The sequence below is a fragment of the Paraburkholderia eburnea genome (genome assembly GCF_002917095.1).
Lineage (GTDB): Bacteria > Pseudomonadota > Gammaproteobacteria > Burkholderiales > Burkholderiaceae > Paraburkholderia > Paraburkholderia eburnea.
In genome coordinates, this window is record NZ_PQGA01000002.1 from 769517 (window position 1) to 786924 (window position 17408).

Consider the following 17408-nt stretch of genomic DNA (forward strand, 5'->3'; position numbering starts at 1 on the left):
TTTATTTCTTGCGCGCTGACAAACCTGCTGCGCATGAATGTGGGGAGATCATAGGCGTGCTTTCTATAATCCACATAAACATAAATTCTTATCCAGATAAATGCCATTTATCCCGCCGTCGGTTTATGAAGACGCGATACGTCAGAAAAGAACGCACGGCGCGAAGGACCAGGCCAGATGAAACTCCATCAACTCCGTGCGCTTGTCGCGGTAGCGCGGGCGGGAAGCGTCCATGAGGGCGCACGCGCGCTCTGCGTGACACAGCCTGCTGTCACGCGGGCATTGCGCGATCTGGAGGACGAGGTCGGGCTCATGCTGGTTTCACGCAGTTCCTCGGGGATCTCGCTGACCCCGGAAGGCCGGTTGACGCTGCAGCGGGCCGAACTGATCCTGAACGAGATAGGGCGAACCGAGGACGAGCTCGCGCGAATGCGGGGCGCCCGCCAGGGGCGTGTCGCGATCGGTGTGACGCCCCTGTCCGGCATCGCGCTCCTGCCGCGTGCGTACGTCCGCTTTCGCGAGCAGATGCCGGACAGCACGCTTGAGTTCGTCGAATACGCGCCTTCGCTGCTGGTCGAACAGCTAAAGAACGGCGAACTCGACTTTGCGCTCGCTGCGGGTGTGGAATCCCAGGAATTCTCGTCGGTGCGCTGCGTCGAACTCGCCGAGTTTCCGATGTGGTTTGCAGTGAGCCGGCGCAGCCCGCTCGCGCACGCCGCATCACTGGCGGACCTGGAGCATGCGGAATGGCTGCACACCGGACCGTGCGCGGAATTCCGGGCGTTTCTCGCCGCGCAGTTTGCGCGCGCCGGACTGCCTGCGCCACGCCGCATCACGCGCTGTACCTCGCAGGCGCTCTACTACGGGCTGGCGCTTGATCCCAACATGGTGACCTCGTGGACGCATCTCGCCCTGCGCGGCGAAGAAGCGCTCGAACACATGACCACGCTCGACCTGATCGAGCCGCCTCCGGCGCGCCGCCTGTACCTGCTGTTCCGGCGCGATACCGTGCCTACCTGCACGGCGCAGCACTTTGTCGATTGCATCATGGAGGTGATCGAAGCGGTACGCAGTGCAGGCAGGTCCATCGTCCCCAGCGGGGAGCGCAACGCATGCGTGCGGCCTTTTGATGGCGCCTGCGGGAGCCATCAAAAGGGGCAGTGTCAGGAGTCGGGGATGTGACGAAAACCGGGAAGTCCGTCAGGTTGTGCGGGTGCTCGCAAGCCCGGCGGGTCTGTCTGCCCTTCACGGTAGCGCGGGAACCGTTGCGCGCGCCTGCCGTGGAAGCCTTCGCACGCCAGATTGTGGCGACCTTCGCCCAGGTTGAGTTGCAACAGCGTGGCGCGACGGCGCTCGTCGGCGTCGACAAGGTTCAATGTGGAATGGTCCTGTCGATACGGTCGATCCGAAGCGGGACCGGTTTCATGAGGGCAGGGTGCACAGCCAGGCCGCAGCACTGCCGCGCGCGGGCGGCAGAAGCGGTCGTGGATGAGCACACAGCGACGCAAAGACCCGTCAGTGGGTATGCACCCCGTCGTCGGCAGTGACGCGTCCACGGTTGATTTCGGCCGACGGGTAGTGTGCAGAATTGGGGGCGCCCGCCAGGCCACTCCCATTTGCCGTAACAGGCGCTTCTACTGTGGTGGCTGGAGTGGGTTCACCCGATATCGTACTGCCCGGTGCGGCGACTTGACCACTCTGCGCGACCGGTGAAGCGGTACTTGTAGATGTTTCGTCTCCACCGCAGCCGCCCAGATACAGGCTCATTGAAAGGGCGGCGACGCAAAGGGCAGCCGTAAGCGGGCGCCTGGTCCCATACATCTTCGCGTTGACCAGATGGAGCTTGCTGATCCGGTGAGACCTCAACACGTTCAGTTCCTGGAAATTCTCTTTTTTCATACGATCTTTCCAAAAAAATAAAATAAATACAGGAATACGTTTCCATTTAATTCTCAGAATATCCTGAATATTTTTTGAGAGAAGAATGGTTATGAATATGGGTCTATTATCTGCAATATTTCAACGATGTAAACATCAGGATAACTAAGCATGACAGTCAAGGCAAAAAGACACAGGCCAGAAATTTCTCCTGCAGGTCGCGGATGCACCATCGGCGCCATCACCGGAATTCGCGCAACCGTTGTGATCGCAACGTCTCTGGCCGGGCTTCTGTACGCATCGGCCAATCCTGCCGTAGCCCAGACCATGCCGGCGGGGTGGCCCTCAACCGCGACGATCCCCTACAACCTTGGCGGCACAACCAGCGGTACGTATACCGACAGCGCTGGGAAGACCTATGACGGCACGGGTTACATTGTTGTGGACATTGACGGCGCATTCCGTACCGACAATCCGGTTTTTAAGTACAAGACTTTGCAGCCCGTTGCGGGCTACAACAAGGTAAAGACCGAGGCGTGTGTGGGACAGAAGACGGACACCCAGTGGACCGGTCTCTGCCCATACGAAGATGCGTCAACGTGGGTGTCTCGCCCGCTGCCTGGCAAACCCTCCGCCGGGTATTACCTCATCACGCTTCAAAACTCGTCGATGCCGTCCGACGCTGCCGATAATCAGTGCCGCGAGAGCAGCAATCCGGATAATCCGCAGTACTGCCATTATTACCATGGCACGGCGACCAGCGGCATCATGGTTGGCGAACCGACCGACCGTTGGGAGGGCACCACCCATCTGGTCTACACGGGCGTCGCGCCGGGCGCCCAGGTCATCCCGATCAGGATCGGAGGAGGGACGGGTACGGACGGTCCTCGAGGCTGGCCCATCAACTCCGTGGTCGATGCCCTGACTTACGTCAATAACGGTTTGATGAATCGCACCGATGTGAATTCGAAAATCGTTGCGGTCAATATCTCGGCGTCCGGTGACCCGGTTGCAGGCGATGCGTTGTGTTCAACGGACGCAGACGGCGCGCGGATCGACGCGCTGGCCGCTTCACTGCGGGCAAAAGGCGTGGCAGTTGTCATGTCAGCGGGCAACGACGGTATGTACGCCACCGGCAACTGGACCTGCGGCAATAACGTGATCGTCGTCGGCGCGACAGGCATCGTGAATCCGACCGTGCCAACTAGCTACACGAACATTTCGCAGAAGGTCGCCCTGTTTGCGCCAGTCGGAACAGCAGATCGGGACAGCGGCGACTTTGTGCTCGCGCCCTGGGCTGGTCTTGGGTCGTTCTATATTTGGGGCACCTCTTTTTCCGCGCCTCAGGTAGCGGCCGCGTTCGCGGTGCTACGCCAGAAATTCGGCAGTGGCCCGTCTGTATCGTCGCTTGTCCAGTTGATGAAATCGACTGGCACACCCATCACAGGACAGCGCGCCGGTTTTGCTCCGGCGGGTGCGTCCGTGCTGAACATCAAGGCCGCGCTCAACGGCACGCCACCGTCAATCAAATAGCTGGCCTCGGGGCGGGGGGAGCACACCCACCCGTCCCGATCACGGCAAACCCGAGCCGGTCCCATAAGCCAGTGTTCTGCAGCGGCAATCCGTGCGCTATCTACTCCGTTTCAACGGTATTGCTCTTCTCGCACAATTGATTTGTCCGTCCGGCTCGGAAGCACCGCTTCAACCTTTTCGAGGATTAGCGCCGATGCCAAGCCATGATGCTCGAGCACGGTTTCTCGCCCCTCGCATATATTAGACATTATAAAAATAATGTCCAAATAAACAGGCAGCATCGTTAAATATCACACGGTTTACGTTGTATTACGTACTAATCACAACGTCTTCAACAGCGACCGCCTGAGCTTGCCTGTCTCTGTACGCGGCAGGGCGTCGATAAAAGCCACCAGCCGCGGGTATTTGTACGCAGCCACCGCGCTTTTCACGAAAGTCTGCAATTCCGCCACCATCGCCTCGTCGCCCTTGAACCCGGGCCGCAGCACCACAAACGCCTTGACCACCTGGCCGCGCACCTCATCTGGCACGCCCGTCACACCGCATTCGGCCACGGCGGGGTGCTGCATCAGCACTGTCTCTACCTCCGGCCCCGCAATGTTGTAGCCCGAGGAGACGATCATGTCGTCTGCGCGCGCCTGATAGAAAACGTAGCCATCCGCGTCGATCGACACCGCGTCGCCGGGCAGATTCCAGCCATCACGCACGAACGTCAACTGCCGCTCGTCGGCCAGATAGCGACAGCCGGTCGGGCCGCGCACCGCGAGGTTGCCCGTCACGCCCGGCGGCACCGGTTGCAGTGCGTCGTCGAGCGCCTGCACGACGTAGCCCGGCACCGCACGGCCGATCGAACCGGGGCGCACATCGCCGCCCGCTGACGAAACAAAAATATGGATCATCTCCGTGCCGCCGATGCCGTCGATCATCTCGATGCCGGTGGCCTCGCGCCAGAGGTCGCGGGTGCCTTGCGGGAGCGCCTCACCCGCCGACACCGTCTTGCGCAGGCTGCTGATGTCGGCATCCGGCACAAGCGGCGCCATTTGCCGGTAGAAAGTGGGCGCGGTGAAAACGACGCTCGCGCGAAAGCGCTCGATGGTTTGCAGCAGCAACGCGGGCGTGAGTTTTTCGATCAGCACTGTCGAAGCGCCCACACGTAGCGGAAAGCAGAGCAGGCCGCCCAGCCCGAACGTGAACGCCAGCGGCGGGGTGCCGCAAAATACATCATCGGCGGCGGGCTTGAGCACGTGACGAGGGAACAGATCGCACATCGCCAGCACGTCGCGGTGGAAGTGCAGGCAGCCCTTGGGCGTGCCCGTCGTGCCGCTCGTGAATGCGATGAGGCAGACGTCGTCACCGGCCGTATCGCAGGCGCGAAATCCGGCGGGTTTGACGGCGGCAAGGCTTTCAAGGCTCTCGGGCGCATCGTCGTGGAAGTAGCACACCTGCTTGAGGTCCGCGCAGAAAAATTCGTCTTCCGGGTTCATGCAGCGCGCCAGTTCTTCCGTGAGCCGCACATCGCAAAGCGCCGCGCCGACGCGCGCCTTGTCGATGATCTGCTTGAGTTCCTTCGCACGCAGCAGCGGCATCGTCGGCACCGCTACCAGCCCCGCTTTCAACGTCGCCAGCAACGCCACCGCCATCTGCAGCGTGTTCGGACCGCGCAACAGCACGCGGTTGCCGGGCTGCAGGCCCATGTCCTCAACCAGCACATGCGCGCTGCGATCGACGAGTTCGCGCAGTTGCGCGTAGGTCGTTGCGTGAGCGTTGCCGTCGACTTCGGACCAGATGGCGGGGCGCCCGCCATAGCCGCGCTCGATGGTCTCGTCCAGCAATTGCGCCGCACAATTGACGCGCTCCGGGTAGGCAACGTCGGCATTGTCGAGCAGCAGCACCGGCCATTGCGATTCGGGCGGAAGATGATCGCGTGCGAATGTGTCCACGTGAGCGGTCGGTTGCATGGTGACTCCGGCTGGCTGGTCGAACGATTCTATTGTGTAGTACTGCTGTGCTTTTACGGGCTAACCCGGCGTGTCAGGCCAGCAGCGGCCTACGACGTGGACAGATGCGCATCGTCGGGAATCACGGCGGTTGCCTCGATTTCCACTTTTGCGGCGTCTTCCACGAGGGCCACCACCTGAACGGCGCTCATGGCGATGTCGTAGTCGCCGATCAGCTCGCGAAAAGCCGCGCCAATCTCTTTGAGCGATGCCAGGTACTCCTTCTTGTCGACGACATACCAGGTCAGACGCACAAGATGTTCGGGTTTGCCGCCCGCCGCTTCGAGCACGGCCACGATATTGCGCAGCGCCTGCACGGCTTGAGCGCCGAACTCGCGGCTGGTGAAGCGAGCGTTTTCGTCCCAGCCGATCTGGCCGGCGATATACACCTGGGTTCCCCGGGCGGCGACGCCGTTGGCATAGCCGCGCGGCTTGACCCAGCCGGCAGGAAGAAGGGCTTGTTTCATAGGGTTTCGCCTTTTTAGTTACGCCGCATCATGAGCCGCGTGATATTCCTTCAGCAGATCGCGCCCGACGATCAATTGCTGCACTTCGGTCGCACCTTCGTAGATGCGCAGCGAACGGATCTCGCGATAGAGCGACTCGACCACCTGCCCACTTTGCACGCCCATACCGCCCCAGAGTTGCACGGCCGCGTCGATCACCTGTTGCGCGCCTTCGCTCGCCTGCCATTTCGCCATCGCCGCTTCGCGCGTGACGCTCACGCCCTGGTCCCGCAGCCATGCTGCGCGATAGACCAGCAGGGCGCTGCTGTCGATGGTCAGCGCCATCTGCGCGAGCTTCGCCTGCGTCAGTTGAAAATCGCCGAGCGTCTGGTTGAACATCTTGCGCGAGGCCGCGCGAGCCAGTCCTTCGTCCATCGCGCGGCGCGCAAATCCAAGCGAAGCCGCCGCCACCGACGTCCGAAAAATATCGAGCGTACGCATCGCGATCTTGAAGCCCTCGCCCGGCATGCCCAGCAATTGCTGCTTGCTCACCCGCGCATTCGTGAAGCGCAGGCTGGCGAGCGGATGTGGCGCGATTACGTCGATGCGCTCGGCGATTTCCAGCCCCGGTGTGCCGGCATCCACGATCAACGCACTAATGCCGCGTGCGCCCGGTGCTTCACCGGTGCGCGCGAACACCACATAGAAGTCCGCGATGCCGCCGTTCGAGATCCACGTTTTCTCGCCGTCAAGCACATAATGATCGCCGGCGTCGCGCGCGGCGAGCGCCATCGCCGCGACGTCCGAACCCGCGTTCGGCTCCGAGAGCGCGAAGGCGGCGATCGCTTCACCTTGCGCAACGCGCGGCAGATAGCGCGCTTTCTGCGCGTCGTTGCCAGCAAGTGAGATCGCGCCCGAACCGAGCCCCTGCATTGCGAGCGCGAAATCGGCGAGACCCGAATGCCTCGCCAGCGTTTCGCGCAGCAAACAGACGGCGCGCGTATCGATGGTGTCGCCGTGGCCGCCGTAAGCGGTGCCGCCCACCCCGTAGCGCAGCCAGCCCGCAGCGCCCAGCTTGCGCACGAACGCGCGGCAGGTATTGTCGACGTCATCGTGCGGTACGTGGGCGAGATGTTCGCGCGCCCACGTCTCCACGTCCGTTGCAAGCGTGCGGTGTCGGTCTTCGAAGAACGGCCACGCCAGTGCGCCGTGCAGTTTCTCTTCAGCCGAAACATACGATGCATTCGATGAATTCATGTGCTCAATCCCCCTTGAAAACCGGGCGCGACTTCGCGGCGAAGGCTTCATACGCGCGGCCAAAATCGCGTGTCGCCATGCAGATCGCCTGCGCCTGAGCTTCGGATTCGATCGCTTCGTCGATGCTCATCGTCCATTCCTGATGCAGCATCGTCTTCGTAATGCCATGCGCGAAGGTCGGCCCCGATGCGAGATCGGCGGCCAGTTTCTGCGCGTCGGCCAGCAACGTCCCGGGTTCGCACAGGCGGTTGTAGAAACCCCATGCATGACCTTCCTCGCCACTTGCGGAACGACCCGTGTAGAGCAGTTCCGCGGCACGGCCCTGTCCGATGATGCGCGGCAGGATGGCGCACGCGCCCATATCGCAGCCCGCGAGGCCCACACGCGTGAATAGAAACGCGAGCTTGCTGCGCGCCGTCGCGTACCGCATATCGGCGGCCATGGCGAGAATCGCGCCCGCGCCCGCGCACACGCCGTCCACTGCGGCGATGATCGGCTGCGGGCAATGACGCATGGCTTTCACGAGGTCGCCGGTCATGCGCGTGAACATCAGCAACCCGGGCATCGGCAGATCGACGAGCGGCCCGATAATGTCGTGCACGTCGCCGCCCGAGCAGAAGTTCTCGCCCGCACCGTGCAGAACAACCGCTTTCACATCAGTCGCATAGGCGAGTTGGCGAAACAGATCGCGCAGTTCCGCATACGATTCGAACGTCAGCGGATTCTTGCGCTCCGGGCGATTCAGCGTGATCGTGGCCACGCGCGCTTCGACCGACCAGCCGAAATGGCTTGCCTCATAGTCGCCGAGCGTCGTGCGGTTACCCGCAAAAAGCGCGTCCGCACGGGAGCGTTCTGTCGTCAAGATGTGTCTCCTTCCTGATATCTTTGATTGCATCGTCTGATGCAGCAGGCGCCTAGGTTTCGAGGCTCTTGCGCAAATGCTGCTTGAGCTTGCCAAGCCTGTCGTGCATCCTGGCTTTCTCGTCGAGCGAGAGACCGCCGAACATTTCCACCACCCATTGCTCGTGCGCCACCGCCATGCGGTCGAACGCAGCGCGCCCCTCGGGCGTTAGCCGCACCGCGGTCGAGCGTCGATCCTCGGGATCGGTGTCGCGCACGACAAGGCCTTCCTTTTCCAGTTGATCGGTAATGCCGGTGACGTTGCCGCCCGTCACCATCAGACGGCGCGACAGCTCAGTCATTCGGAGTCCTTCTGGATGACGTTCGAGCTGGGCCATCAAATCGAAGCGCGGCAAGGTGGTGTCGAATTCCGTACGCAGGCGGCGACGCAACTCGGCTTGCACGAGGTTGGTCGTGGTGAGCAGGCGCAGCCACAGGCGCAGGCCCATATGGCTATCGGCGCCGGTGCTCATTTCCATATCCACCACGTTTTCTGCGGGTTTTTCGACGCCCTTGCGCGTGACTTTGGTGGCCGCATTCTTGCGGGAGGGCAGGGGCGAGGTCATGTGATTTCTCCACCGGAAACGGATATCGATTGCCCGGTAATCGCGGACGATCCGGGTGCGCAGAGCCATAGCACCGCATTGGCGACCTCGTCGGGCTGCACGAAGCGCTGCTGCGGATTGTGGCGCACGAGGATGCTACGCGCCTCGGCCTCGCTGCGCGAGGTCTTGCGCGTGATCTGATCCAGCGAAGCCTGCAACAATTCCGTTTCCGTATAGCCGGGGCAGACGGCATTGACGGTCACGCCCTGCGTCGCCACTTCGAGTGCAAGCGCACGCGTCATGCCGATTACCCCGTGTTTCGAGGCGCAATACGCGGCCACATAGGGATAGCCGACCTGACCCGCCGTGCTCGCCACATTGACGATGCGCCCGCTTTTCTTCGCGAGCATCGCGGGCAACACCGCGCGCGTACACAGGAATGCGCCCGTGAGATTGACGTCGAGCATGCGTTTCCATAGCGCGAGATCGGTCTGCACGAACGGCGCGGCCGTGGCCTGGCCCGCGTTGTTCACGAGAATGTCGATGGCGCCCAGGCCCCCGGCGGCGTGCGCGAAAGCGGCATTCACCGCCTCTTCATCGGCCACGTCAACGCTCAAGCAGGCAATATTCTCGCCGCCACCCAATGCCGCACGCTGCGTTTCCAGCTTCGCCGCATCGCGGCCCATCAGCGTGACGCGTGCGCCCGCGCGCAGCAGCATGGCCGCGGTCGCTGCGCCGATACCGCTGCCGCCGCCAGTCACGACCGCATGGCGCTCGTTCAATGTCAGCTCGCTCGTGGTCATACCGTTCCTTCCGCGCGCTGCGCGCGTTCGAGCGGCGAGAGGCCCGCTGCAGCCGCTGCGGCTGCGCGTTCACGCTCGATATTGCGTTCGAGCTGCGTCTTCGCCGCCGTGTATTGATGCGGCCACATCACGTCGAAATAGCCTATTTTTGCGGCCTCGTTGAGCGTCCACGCGGGATTCGCCAGATGCGGACGCGCCACCGCGCAAAGATCCGCGCGACCTGCCGCGATGATGCCGTTGACGTGATCGGCCTCGGAAATGGCGCCCACTGCAATCGTCGCGATGCCGGCTTCGTTGCGGATGCGGTCCGCGAACGGCGTCTGGAACATCCGGCCGAACACGGGTTTTTCTTCCTTGCTGACTTGACCAGATGACACGTCGATCATGTCGGCACCTGCACCCTTGAACGCGCGCGCGATCTCCACCGCGTCGTCGGGCGTGATCCCGCCTTCGACCCAGTCGTGCGCGGAAATCCGCACGGAAATCGGTTTGTCCTGCGGCCATACCGCGCGAATCGCCTTGAATACCTGCAACGGATAGCGCAAACGATTCTCGAGCGAGCCGCCATATTGATCGTTGCGCTGGTTCGTGAGCGGCGAGAGAAAGCTCGACAGCAGATAGCCGTGCGCGCAATGCAGTTCCAGCCAATCGAAGCCCGCTTCGGCGGCCATCTGCGTCGAGCGCACGAACTGCGCTTCGATTTCGCGTAGTTCGTCTTCGCTGGCTTCATGCGACCACTGGCTCACGCCGCGCAGATATTGCTGCGGCGACGCGGAGACGAGCGGCCAATTGCCATCGTCGAGCGGCTGGTCGATGCCTTCCCACGCCACCCGCGTCGAACCTTTCGCGCCCGAATGCCCGAGCTGGATGCCGATCTTCGCATCGGACTGCGCATGCACGAAATCGACGATGCGCTTCCATGCACCCAGATGTTCCGGGGCGTACATGCCGGGGCAGGCGGGCGTGATACGCGCCTCGGGCGACACGCAGGTCATCTCGGTCATCACGAGCCCCGCGCCACCCATCGCACGCGCACCCAGATGCATCAGGTGATAGTCGCCCGCCACGCCGTCGCGCGCGGAATACTGCGCCATCGGCGAGACGACCACGCGGTTCTTGAGCGTGACGCCTCGCAGCGTATACGGCGTGAACATCGGCGGCACGGCGCGCGCTCCAGCGCCCGCGCGCTGCGCGAGCCACGCTTCGAAACCGCCAAGATATTTCGCATCGCGCTCGCGCAGATTCTCGTGCGAGATGCGCTGCGAGCGTGTGAGCAGCGAATAAGCGAACTGTTCGGGCTCGAACTTCGCGTATCGATCGACGTGCTCGAACCATTCCGTTGAATTGCGCGCGGCATTCTGGATCCGCAACACATCGATACTGCGCACGCTCGTGTAGTGATGCAGCGCGGCGCGCAGATCGCCGGGATGCGTGTCCATGCTGTTCGCCAGTTCAATGGCGTCTTCGAGCGCGAGCTTGGTGCCCGAGCCAATCGAAAAATGCGCCGTATGCGCCGCATCGCCCATCAGCACGACCGGAATGGACTGGCCGTCGGCGTTGGTTTTCCAGTGCACCCACTCGCGATTCACCACACGCGGAAAGCGGATCCATTGCGACGAGCCGCGCAGATGCGAGGCATTCGAGCGCAACGCGTGGCCGTCGAGATAACGCGCAAACAGCTTTTCGCAAAAGGCGATGCTGTCTTCCTTGCTCATATCCTCCAGGCCCGCAGCGCGCCAGACACGCTCTGGCGCTTCGACGATAAACGTAGAAGTGTTGTCGTCGAAGCGATAGGCGTGTGCCTGAAACCAGCCGAATCCGGTTTCTTCGAATGCAAACGTAAAGGCATCGAACAGCTTCGAGGTGCCTAGCCACACGAAGCGGCAGTCGCGCAGATCGATATCGGGCTGATAGGTGTGAGCGTACTTCTGGCGCGTGGCGCTATTGAGGCCATCGCTGGCGATGATGAGGTCGGCGTTCTGCACGTCGTCGTCGCTGATCTGCGATTCGAATACGAGCTTCACGCCGAGTTGTTCGCAGCGCGCCTGCAGGATATTGAGCAAGCGCTTGCGTCCGATGCCACAAAAGCCATGGCCCGACGAGCGCACCGCACGACCGCGAAAATGGATTTCGATGTCGTCCCAGTGATTGAACGCGTCGAGGATTTCGGCGGCGCTTTCCGGGTCGGCCGCGCGCAGATTGCCGAGCGTCTGGTCCGAGAACACCACGCCCCAGCCGAAGGTGTCGTAGGGACGGTTCCGTTCGATCACGGTGATCTCGTAGTCCGGGTGACGCCGCTTCATCAACAGGCCGAAGTACAGTCCGGCTGGCCCGCCACCAATGCAAACAATGCGCATGCTCGCTTCCTCGCTCAATCTGTGAGACCAGAGTAGGCGTCAATGCTTTAGGTGTCAAGTAATTTGCCGTGAGAACGGGTAAGCCCTGGCGCGGCGCGAATCTTACGGTCGTCTTGCGCTTTGGGTAGAAACTGCAATCGCTCTGACGAATATGCGATGCTGCAACCCGGCGTCGATCGACAAGCGTTAAAGCTGGCATTGAATTCGCATACGCAAGCGGGCCGCGTAATGATGAGCAAGCGGGTGAGCAAGCGACCAGGCCGCCACGCCGCATAGCTTTCAAACGCATTCCGCCGCACTCTGCTTTTTGCCCATCGATCAGCCATCCTTACGAATCAATTCGAGCGCGCTCTTCGCGCCGATGCTTCACGCCGTGGCAATCCAGTGTTTTTCGACTCTCAACCGTACGATCAGAACAGAGCGGGAGCCTTCATTGATGAGCCAGACAGCGCAGCGATCAATCGAAATCGACTTCTTTCGCGGTTTCGCGTTGATTGCGATTGCCCTCGACCATATTCCTTCCAGCGTGCTTTCGCACGGCATGCTGCATACTTTCGCGTACTGCGATTCGGCGGAAGTTTTCGTGTTCGTCAGCGGCTATGTATCGGCGGCGAGCTGGCTTGCGATCGCTGCACGCAAGGGCACCGATGCTGCAAACTGGCGCTTTTTTCGACGCAGCCGGGAAATCTATGCCGCCTATCTGTGCGCGGCGGTATTGATGCTGCTTTCTGGTGCGGCGGCCGTGGGGTTGCGCGTGGATTCGCCGCTCGTGGGCGTATCGGGCTTCGAGCGTTTCGCCGCGCATCCGTTCGCGATGCTCGGCAATATCGCGATCTTTCGCGATCAGCCCTATCTGGCCGGGGTCTTGCCGCTTTATGTCGTGCTCGTGCTCGCGTTGCCTCTTGTCATGCCGCTCGCGCGGCGTGCGCCCGCAGCCGCGCTGCTGGGCAGCTTTGCCCTCTGGTTTGCAAGTAGCTGGCTCGGGCGCTATCTGCCCTCGGTGCCCGGATCCATCTGGCCGTTCAATCCCTTCGCATGGCAAGCCATGTTCATGCTCGGTCTGTTGTGCAGGCTTTATCCCGTTTCGGACGCGTTTCAGACCTCGCGCTTTGGCCGCACCTTGACGTTGCTCGCTTGCGTATTGCTCGCCGCTTTTGCGTTCGTGCGTCTTTTTGTCGAGGTCGATCCGCAGCCAGGCTATATGAAACAGAATCTCGCGAGCGTGCGCATCGTCAGCTTCGCCACCGTGGCGTGGCTCGCGGCACAGGCCACGCGGCTTGGCTGGGTCGGTTGGCTCGCGCGGCGTTTGCCGGGCATCGTTACGGTGGGGCAGCAGGGACTCGTGTGCTTCGTGGGCGGTGCGCTGGCGTCGAACACGATCGACACGCTGCTGCACGCGACGCATTCCACCACGCTGCTGCCAACGCGCTTGCTGGGCGATGCGCTCGCGATTGGCGCATTGTTGATGCTTGCAGGCGGTGCGCGACGATGGAAAGCCGTTCGGCCACGCGTGGCGCTCACGTAAGCCGCTATTTTCAACGGTGAGTGTTTGCGGGAATGCCTGTCGGACGGCCCGCAAAACTATCGCTGTGAACACAGAAAAGCAACACTCTGTCTTGATGCGCACGCAACGTCACCAAAATCAAAGGTGAGATTTTGCGGGAGTTGCGCGCGCGTGATTTTCATTACGGCGCGACTTCACGCACATCGGCGATGGGCGATGTCCCGAATGCATCGCTCAGCGCATAGTCAATCAACTGGCGCGCGGAGTCTTCAGGCGTCGCCAGCTTGCCAGTCTGCTTGAGTTCTTCGAAGCGTGAGCGCAGCGGAAAGTGATCGACGCTGGTTGAGCGGATCGTCGCCTGCATGCCCGTGTCCACGACGCCAGGCGCCACGCTGCTGATGCGCACGCCGTCCGGCGCATCGAGCGCGACCGCCCGCGCATGATGATCGAGCGCGGCCTTGGTGGCGCAATAAACGCTCCAGCCCGCGTAGGCATTGCGCGCCGCACCGCTCGAAATATGGACGATGCGGCGCTCCTGGGCCTGCACGGACGCCAGGGCGTTGGCCAGCATCAGCGGCGCGGCGACATTGAGCGTGACGGCGCGGGCAATCGCGCTCGCGTCCTGGGCGCCGGGCGGCGCAATCGGGTCAACCATCCCCGCATTGTTGAACAGCACCACGCACTGTGCGCCTTGCGCGAAGCGCTGCAGCGCTCCGCCTGCGAGCCATTGTTCGAGCGCAGCGGGATCGGCGAGATCGAGGGTGGCCTCTACAAAATCAGCGTCCCGGGATGCCGATGTCGAGCGCTTACGCTGCGCCAGCGACGGGTGCGCGCTACGGCCCACGCCGAGCACATCGATCTGGCGCTCCAGCAACAATTCGGCCAGCGCGGCGCCCAGGCCACGCGAATGGCCCGTGACGATCGCGCGTACCGGAGAAGGGGAAATAACGGATTGGGTCATGATTTACAGGGGAAAAACCGAAAATAAAAGCGCGACGCTGCGCTGTCTTCAGGGAAGCATCGTCGAATGCAATTTTGCGGAATCGAGGGTCCGACGCGACGCAATCAGACAAAAATAAGCGGCATTTTTGCGCCGTGCGCACAGGAAATCGAGAGGATCAGGCAAGTTTTCAGGCTTCAATATGCAGGGTTTTCGCGTCCAGACGCGCCTTAAAAGCTGCGCAAAATCGGGCGGATCGCGGCCCCAACGCGCGACGAGACAGAAATGCGGCGCGCGATTCTGTATCATAGCGTCCGATCCAATAAGGAAGAGAGCTGGACGTGAAAGCCGCATCGCAACAACGCCGACCCCTGAGCCTCAAAGACGGGCTGCTCGAACTCAAGAAGAGCATGGGGCTGGGCACGGGCCAGCCGCCCGAAGAACAGGCGCAGTCGCCGCAAGGCAAGCACGCGCCCAAGGGCGCACCGAAAAGCGCACAAGGCCAGCGTCGCGCGCAGGGCGCGCCCGGTCACAAGGACCCGAAGGGTTCTCGTCCGGCAGGCGCCGACGAGGCGCGTGGTCGTGCGCGCCCGCAGCACGCGAAGGGTCAAGGTCAAGGCCGTCCCGCCAGCGAAGGCGGCAAGCCGCAGAACGCCAACGGTCAACCCGGCACCCCGCGCCAGTCGCGCGGTCCGCGTGACGGTGAGCGAGGCGAACGTAGCGAACGCGGCAGCAATCGCCAGCGTCCGGCGCGCGCACAGCAACAGACGGCCAATCTGAGCGAAGCGGAAAAGGCGCGCATCGAGCGCAACCGCCAGCTCAACACGGTCTGGAACGTATTCGCGAAGCTCTATCCGGCGTTCCGTGATCGTCTGCCGCTGAAGATCGGCGTTGCGGAAGATCTGGTCACGCGCCATCCCGACTACGAGCGCACGCTGATCGTCGCCGTGCTCAAGCGCCATGTGAATCATCCGCGCTATCACGAGCGCGTCGCGGCAGGCGGTTCGCGCTTCGAACTGGACGGCAGCGCATCGGAAGGCCCGGGCATCGATCCGTCGCATGTCGGCCGCGCCAACGCCGCGCTCGCACGCCAGAAGGCCAAGGCCGAAGCGCAAGCCAAGGCTCAGGAAGCCGCTAAAACGGTGCAACCCGACGCCACGGCTGCACAGGCGCAACCGGAAACCGCCGCAGAGGCTCCCGCAGCGCCTGAGACCGCCGCAGCCAATGCAACCGCGGAAACCGTTCAGGCCGCGCCCGAGCAGGTCGAGCCAGTAGTAGGCAACGACGCCGCCAGCGAAGCAAAGAGCGAAGCACAAGGCAGCGAAGGCGCAACGCCCGCAGCCGACGCCTGAGCCGTTCAGCGCCATCAGAGCGCGGTAACCGGACGGCGCCCGACACGCCCGGCGAGTGAACCTCGCCGGGCGGTTTGCATTTTTACGTTCGGTTTAAATGGATTCAGCGTTCGCGCGAGCGCGAATAGCTGCGCACGGCAAGCGGATCGGCGCCTGAGGCAGCGGAAGCGGTCTGCGCAGACGTGGACGGAGACGTGGCTGAAGCGCCTTGCGCGGGCGTCGCCGCCACATCGCTCGCCGCGATATTGGCCGCGATGTTAGCCGAAAACGCCCCGCTGAAATTCGCCGCCGCGTCGTCACCCACGGCGCCACCCGCCTGAGTGGCGCTCGCGCTGTCCAGCACGCGGCTGAATTCCGCGGCACGCATGCGGATCTTTTCGGCGTAGGCCTTCGATCCGCCGTAGTTCTTCATCGCCGCATCCAGATCGCCGCCGGCAGCACGCTTGTAGCCGTACAGAATCGACGAACCCACATCGATATTGACGTCCGGATCGGTGAGATCTTTTACATTGCGCAGCAGACCGCGGTGCGCCGAAGGCACGACCTGCATGAGTCCGGTAGCGTTATTGCCGCCGTGCGCCTTCTCATGAAAACGCGATTCGACCGAGATGATGGCGAGCAGCACAGCCGGCGGCAGCGAATATTTCGCGGCAGCCGTCGTGACCGCCTCTGAAATCTGCGCGGCTTTTTCCTTCGCCAACCCGAACTTCTGGGTCAGATAGGTGGGAAGCTTTTTGTCGTCCCCTTGCGGGGGAGCCTGCTGCGCCGATGCGTGTTGCACGAGGCCGGGCAGCAAGGCGAGCAGGCAGAGTAGGCGCCTCATGGCCAGTGCGCGTCGTGAGCTATGGAAGGCGCACAGTATAACCGGCCACAAAAAAGGACAGCCGGGATATGACCCCAGCTATCCCTGACGCAACTTTCAGCAACTTATGACCGCGCGATCGCTTGATCGCGCGCAGACCCATCAGCTTTTCTGCACCGACGCTTTGTAGATTTCATCGATGCTCGCCGCCAGCGTGGCGTCGAATTCGGCATCGCTCATCTGCTTCGTGAGGTCGTTGATGAGCGCGCGCGAAAAGCTCGCGATCATGCCGTGGTTGTGCGTGAGGCGCTCGCACGCGTCGCTGCGCGAATAACCGCCCGACAGCGCCACCACCCGCACGACGCGCGGATGATCGATGAGCGGCTTGTAGAAGTCGGGCGTATCGGGAATCGTCAGCTTGATCATGACGTTACGCGAATCGGGCAGGGCGTCCAGCCCCTTGAGCAGTTCGTCGCGCAGCAGCGCCTCGGCTTCGGCCTTGTCGGGCGCCTTGATCGAGACTTCGGGTTCGAGGATCGGCACGAGACCCTTCGCGCTGATCTGCGCACCCACGTCGAACTGCTGCTGCGCGATGGCCGCGATGCCCGAAGCCGACGCACGCTCGATCACCGAGCGCATCTTGGTGCCAAAAATGCCAGCCTTGCTGGCGCGCTCCAGCAGAGCGTCGAGGCCGGGGTTCGGCTTCATCAGGCGCACGCCGTCGGCTTCGCTCTCCAGCCCCTTGTCGACCTTCAAGAACGGCACCACGCCGCGGTCTTCCCAGAGGAACGCGGGCACCGGCTTGCCATGTGCCTGGCCGTCCATGGTCTGCTCGAACAGAATTGCCCCGATCACTTTCTCGCCCGTGAACGCGGGCGCGCTGATGATGCGCACGCGCATTTCGTGCATGAGGCGGAACATGTCGGCGTCGCCGCTGTAGTCGCTTTCCGGGATGCCGTATTGCCGCAGCGCGCCTGGCGTGGAGCCGCCGCTCTGGTCGAGCGCCGCGATAAAGCCGGGCTTTTCGCGCATCTGCTGCAACATCTTGTCGTTGGCCATCTTCCAACCTCCCGAAAAATAAGCGCCTGCGGCGC

15 protein-coding genes and 1 pseudogene are annotated in these 17408 nt (G+C 62.6%); 4 read left to right on the forward strand and 12 right to left on the reverse strand.

Annotated elements, in window-relative coordinates; translation table 11 throughout:
* Positions 1-177 precede the first annotated feature (177 nt).
* On the forward strand, positions 178-1182 hold the full coding sequence (locus B0G62_RS07915) for a LysR family transcriptional regulator (protein ID WP_103703588.1): 1005 nt from the start codon (positions 178-180) through the stop codon (positions 1180-1182).
* 50 nt (positions 1183-1232) lie between these two features.
* Here the strand turns inward: B0G62_RS07915 and B0G62_RS31095 are convergent.
* Together B0G62_RS31095 and B0G62_RS31100 are read right to left on the reverse strand one after the other, a co-directional pair.
* Positions 1233-1405, reverse strand: a pseudogene (locus B0G62_RS31095) (Tn3 family transposase); the annotation flags it as partial.
* 110 nt (positions 1406-1515) lie between these two features.
* On the reverse strand, positions 1516-1899 hold the full coding sequence (locus tag B0G62_RS31100; RefSeq protein WP_146055218.1) for a hypothetical protein: 384 nt from the start codon (positions 1897-1899) through the stop codon (positions 1516-1518).
* A gap of 150 nt (positions 1900-2049) precedes the next feature.
* On the opposite strand from B0G62_RS31100, the gene B0G62_RS07925 reads away from it, so the two are divergent.
* On the forward strand, positions 2050-3411 hold the full coding sequence (locus B0G62_RS07925; RefSeq protein ID WP_103703590.1) for a S8/S53 family peptidase: 1362 nt from the start codon (positions 2050-2052) through the stop codon (positions 3409-3411).
* A 320-nt stretch (positions 3412-3731) separates the two neighbouring features.
* Here the strand turns inward: B0G62_RS07925 and B0G62_RS07930 are convergent, their stop codons facing one another.
* The 7 genes from B0G62_RS07930 to B0G62_RS07960 form a co-directional block, all read right to left on the reverse strand.
* Entirely contained in the window at positions 3732-5369 is a 1638-nt protein-coding gene (locus B0G62_RS07930) for an AMP-binding protein (protein WP_103703591.1), read from the reverse strand.
* Positions 5370-5458: 89 nt separating this feature from the next.
* Entirely contained in the window at positions 5459-5875 is a 417-nt protein-coding gene (locus tag B0G62_RS07935) for a RidA family protein (protein ID WP_103703592.1), read from the reverse strand.
* 18 nt (positions 5876-5893) lie between these two features.
* A complete protein-coding gene (locus B0G62_RS07940) occupies positions 5894-7111 on the reverse strand; it encodes an acyl-CoA dehydrogenase family protein (RefSeq protein WP_103703593.1) in 1218 nt (405 codons plus the stop codon).
* A 4-nt stretch (positions 7112-7115) separates the two neighbouring features.
* Entirely contained in the window at positions 7116-7973 is an 858-nt protein-coding gene (locus tag B0G62_RS07945) for an enoyl-CoA hydratase family protein (RefSeq protein WP_244193144.1), read from the reverse strand.
* A gap of 52 nt (positions 7974-8025) precedes the next feature.
* A complete protein-coding gene (locus B0G62_RS07950; RefSeq protein WP_103703595.1) occupies positions 8026-8577 on the reverse strand; it encodes a MarR family winged helix-turn-helix transcriptional regulator in 552 nt (183 codons plus the stop codon).
* Positions 8574-9359, reverse strand: coding sequence for an SDR family NAD(P)-dependent oxidoreductase (locus tag B0G62_RS07955; protein ID WP_103703596.1), 786 nt, complete (start codon positions 9357-9359; stop codon positions 8574-8576). The genes B0G62_RS07950 and B0G62_RS07955 overlap by 4 nt, the downstream gene beginning before the upstream one ends.
* A complete protein-coding gene (locus B0G62_RS07960; protein ID WP_103703597.1) occupies positions 9356-11716 on the reverse strand; it encodes a bifunctional salicylyl-CoA 5-hydroxylase/oxidoreductase in 2361 nt (786 codons plus the stop codon). The genes B0G62_RS07955 and B0G62_RS07960 overlap by 4 nt, the downstream gene beginning before the upstream one ends.
* A gap of 436 nt (positions 11717-12152) precedes the next feature.
* Here B0G62_RS07960 and opgC point away from each other — a divergent pair, with 436 nt between their 5' ends.
* On the forward strand, positions 12153-13241 hold the full coding sequence (gene opgC, locus B0G62_RS07965) for an OpgC domain-containing protein (RefSeq protein ID WP_103703598.1): 1089 nt from the start codon (positions 12153-12155) through the stop codon (positions 13239-13241).
* 160 nt (positions 13242-13401) lie between these two features.
* Here opgC and B0G62_RS07970 read toward each other — a convergent pair whose 3' ends face one another.
* Positions 13402-14181, reverse strand: a complete 780-nt coding sequence (locus B0G62_RS07970) for an SDR family oxidoreductase (RefSeq protein WP_103703599.1) — start codon at positions 14179-14181, stop codon at positions 13402-13404.
* A gap of 320 nt (positions 14182-14501) precedes the next feature.
* Here B0G62_RS07970 and B0G62_RS07975 point away from each other — a divergent pair, with 320 nt between their 5' ends.
* Positions 14502-15512, forward strand: a complete 1011-nt coding sequence (locus tag B0G62_RS07975; RefSeq protein ID WP_103703600.1) for a ProQ/FINO family protein — start codon at positions 14502-14504, stop codon at positions 15510-15512.
* A gap of 103 nt (positions 15513-15615) precedes the next feature.
* On the opposite strand, the gene B0G62_RS07980 is transcribed toward B0G62_RS07975, so the two are convergent.
* Positions 15616-16335 carry a transglycosylase SLT domain-containing protein gene (locus B0G62_RS07980; RefSeq protein ID WP_103703601.1) on the reverse strand — a complete coding sequence of 240 codons (720 nt, stop codon included), beginning with the start codon at positions 16333-16335 and terminating at the stop codon, positions 15616-15618.
* Positions 16336-16476: 141 nt separating this feature from the next.
* Complete coding sequence (locus tag B0G62_RS07985; RefSeq protein WP_103703602.1) at positions 16477-17373, reverse strand: fructose bisphosphate aldolase; 897 nt, start codon at positions 17371-17373, stop codon at positions 16477-16479.
* Between the last annotated feature and the right edge of the window lie 35 nt (positions 17374-17408).

Excerpts from the sequence above, each read along its gene's own strand:
- B0G62_RS07940 (WP_103703593.1), bottom strand. The coding sequence starts at position 7,111 with ATGAATTCATCGAATGCATCGTATGTTTCGGCTGAAGAGAAACTGCAC.
- B0G62_RS31100 (WP_146055218.1), bottom strand. The coding sequence starts at position 1,899 with ATGAAAAAAGAGAATTTCCAGGAACTGAACGTGTTGAGGTCTCACCGG.
- B0G62_RS07935 (WP_103703592.1), bottom strand. The coding sequence starts at position 5,875 with ATGAAACAAGCCCTTCTTCCTGCCGGCTGGGTCAAGCCGCGCGGCTAT.
- B0G62_RS07955 (WP_103703596.1), bottom strand. The coding sequence starts at position 9,359 with ATGACCACGAGCGAGCTGACATTGAACGAGCGCCATGCGGTCGTGACT.
- B0G62_RS07915 (WP_103703588.1), top strand. The coding sequence starts at position 178 with ATGAAACTCCATCAACTCCGTGCGCTTGTCGCGGTAGCGCGGGCGGGA.
- opgC (WP_103703598.1), top strand. The coding sequence starts at position 12,153 with ATGAGCCAGACAGCGCAGCGATCAATCGAAATCGACTTCTTTCGCGGT.
- B0G62_RS07950 (WP_103703595.1), bottom strand. The coding sequence starts at position 8,577 with ATGACCTCGCCCCTGCCCTCCCGCAAGAATGCGGCCACCAAAGTCACG.
- B0G62_RS07980 (WP_103703601.1), bottom strand. The coding sequence starts at position 16,335 with ATGAGGCGCCTACTCTGCCTGCTCGCCTTGCTGCCCGGCCTCGTGCAA.
- B0G62_RS07925 (WP_103703590.1), top strand. The coding sequence starts at position 2,050 with ATGACAGTCAAGGCAAAAAGACACAGGCCAGAAATTTCTCCTGCAGGT.
- B0G62_RS07960 (WP_103703597.1), bottom strand. The coding sequence starts at position 11,716 with ATGCGCATTGTTTGCATTGGTGGCGGGCCAGCCGGACTGTACTTCGGC.
- B0G62_RS07985 (WP_103703602.1), bottom strand. The coding sequence starts at position 17,373 with ATGGCCAACGACAAGATGTTGCAGCAGATGCGCGAAAAGCCCGGCTTT.
- B0G62_RS07970 (WP_103703599.1), bottom strand. The coding sequence starts at position 14,181 with ATGACCCAATCCGTTATTTCCCCTTCTCCGGTACGCGCGATCGTCACG.
- B0G62_RS07930 (WP_103703591.1), bottom strand. The coding sequence starts at position 5,369 with ATGCAACCGACCGCTCACGTGGACACATTCGCACGCGATCATCTTCCG.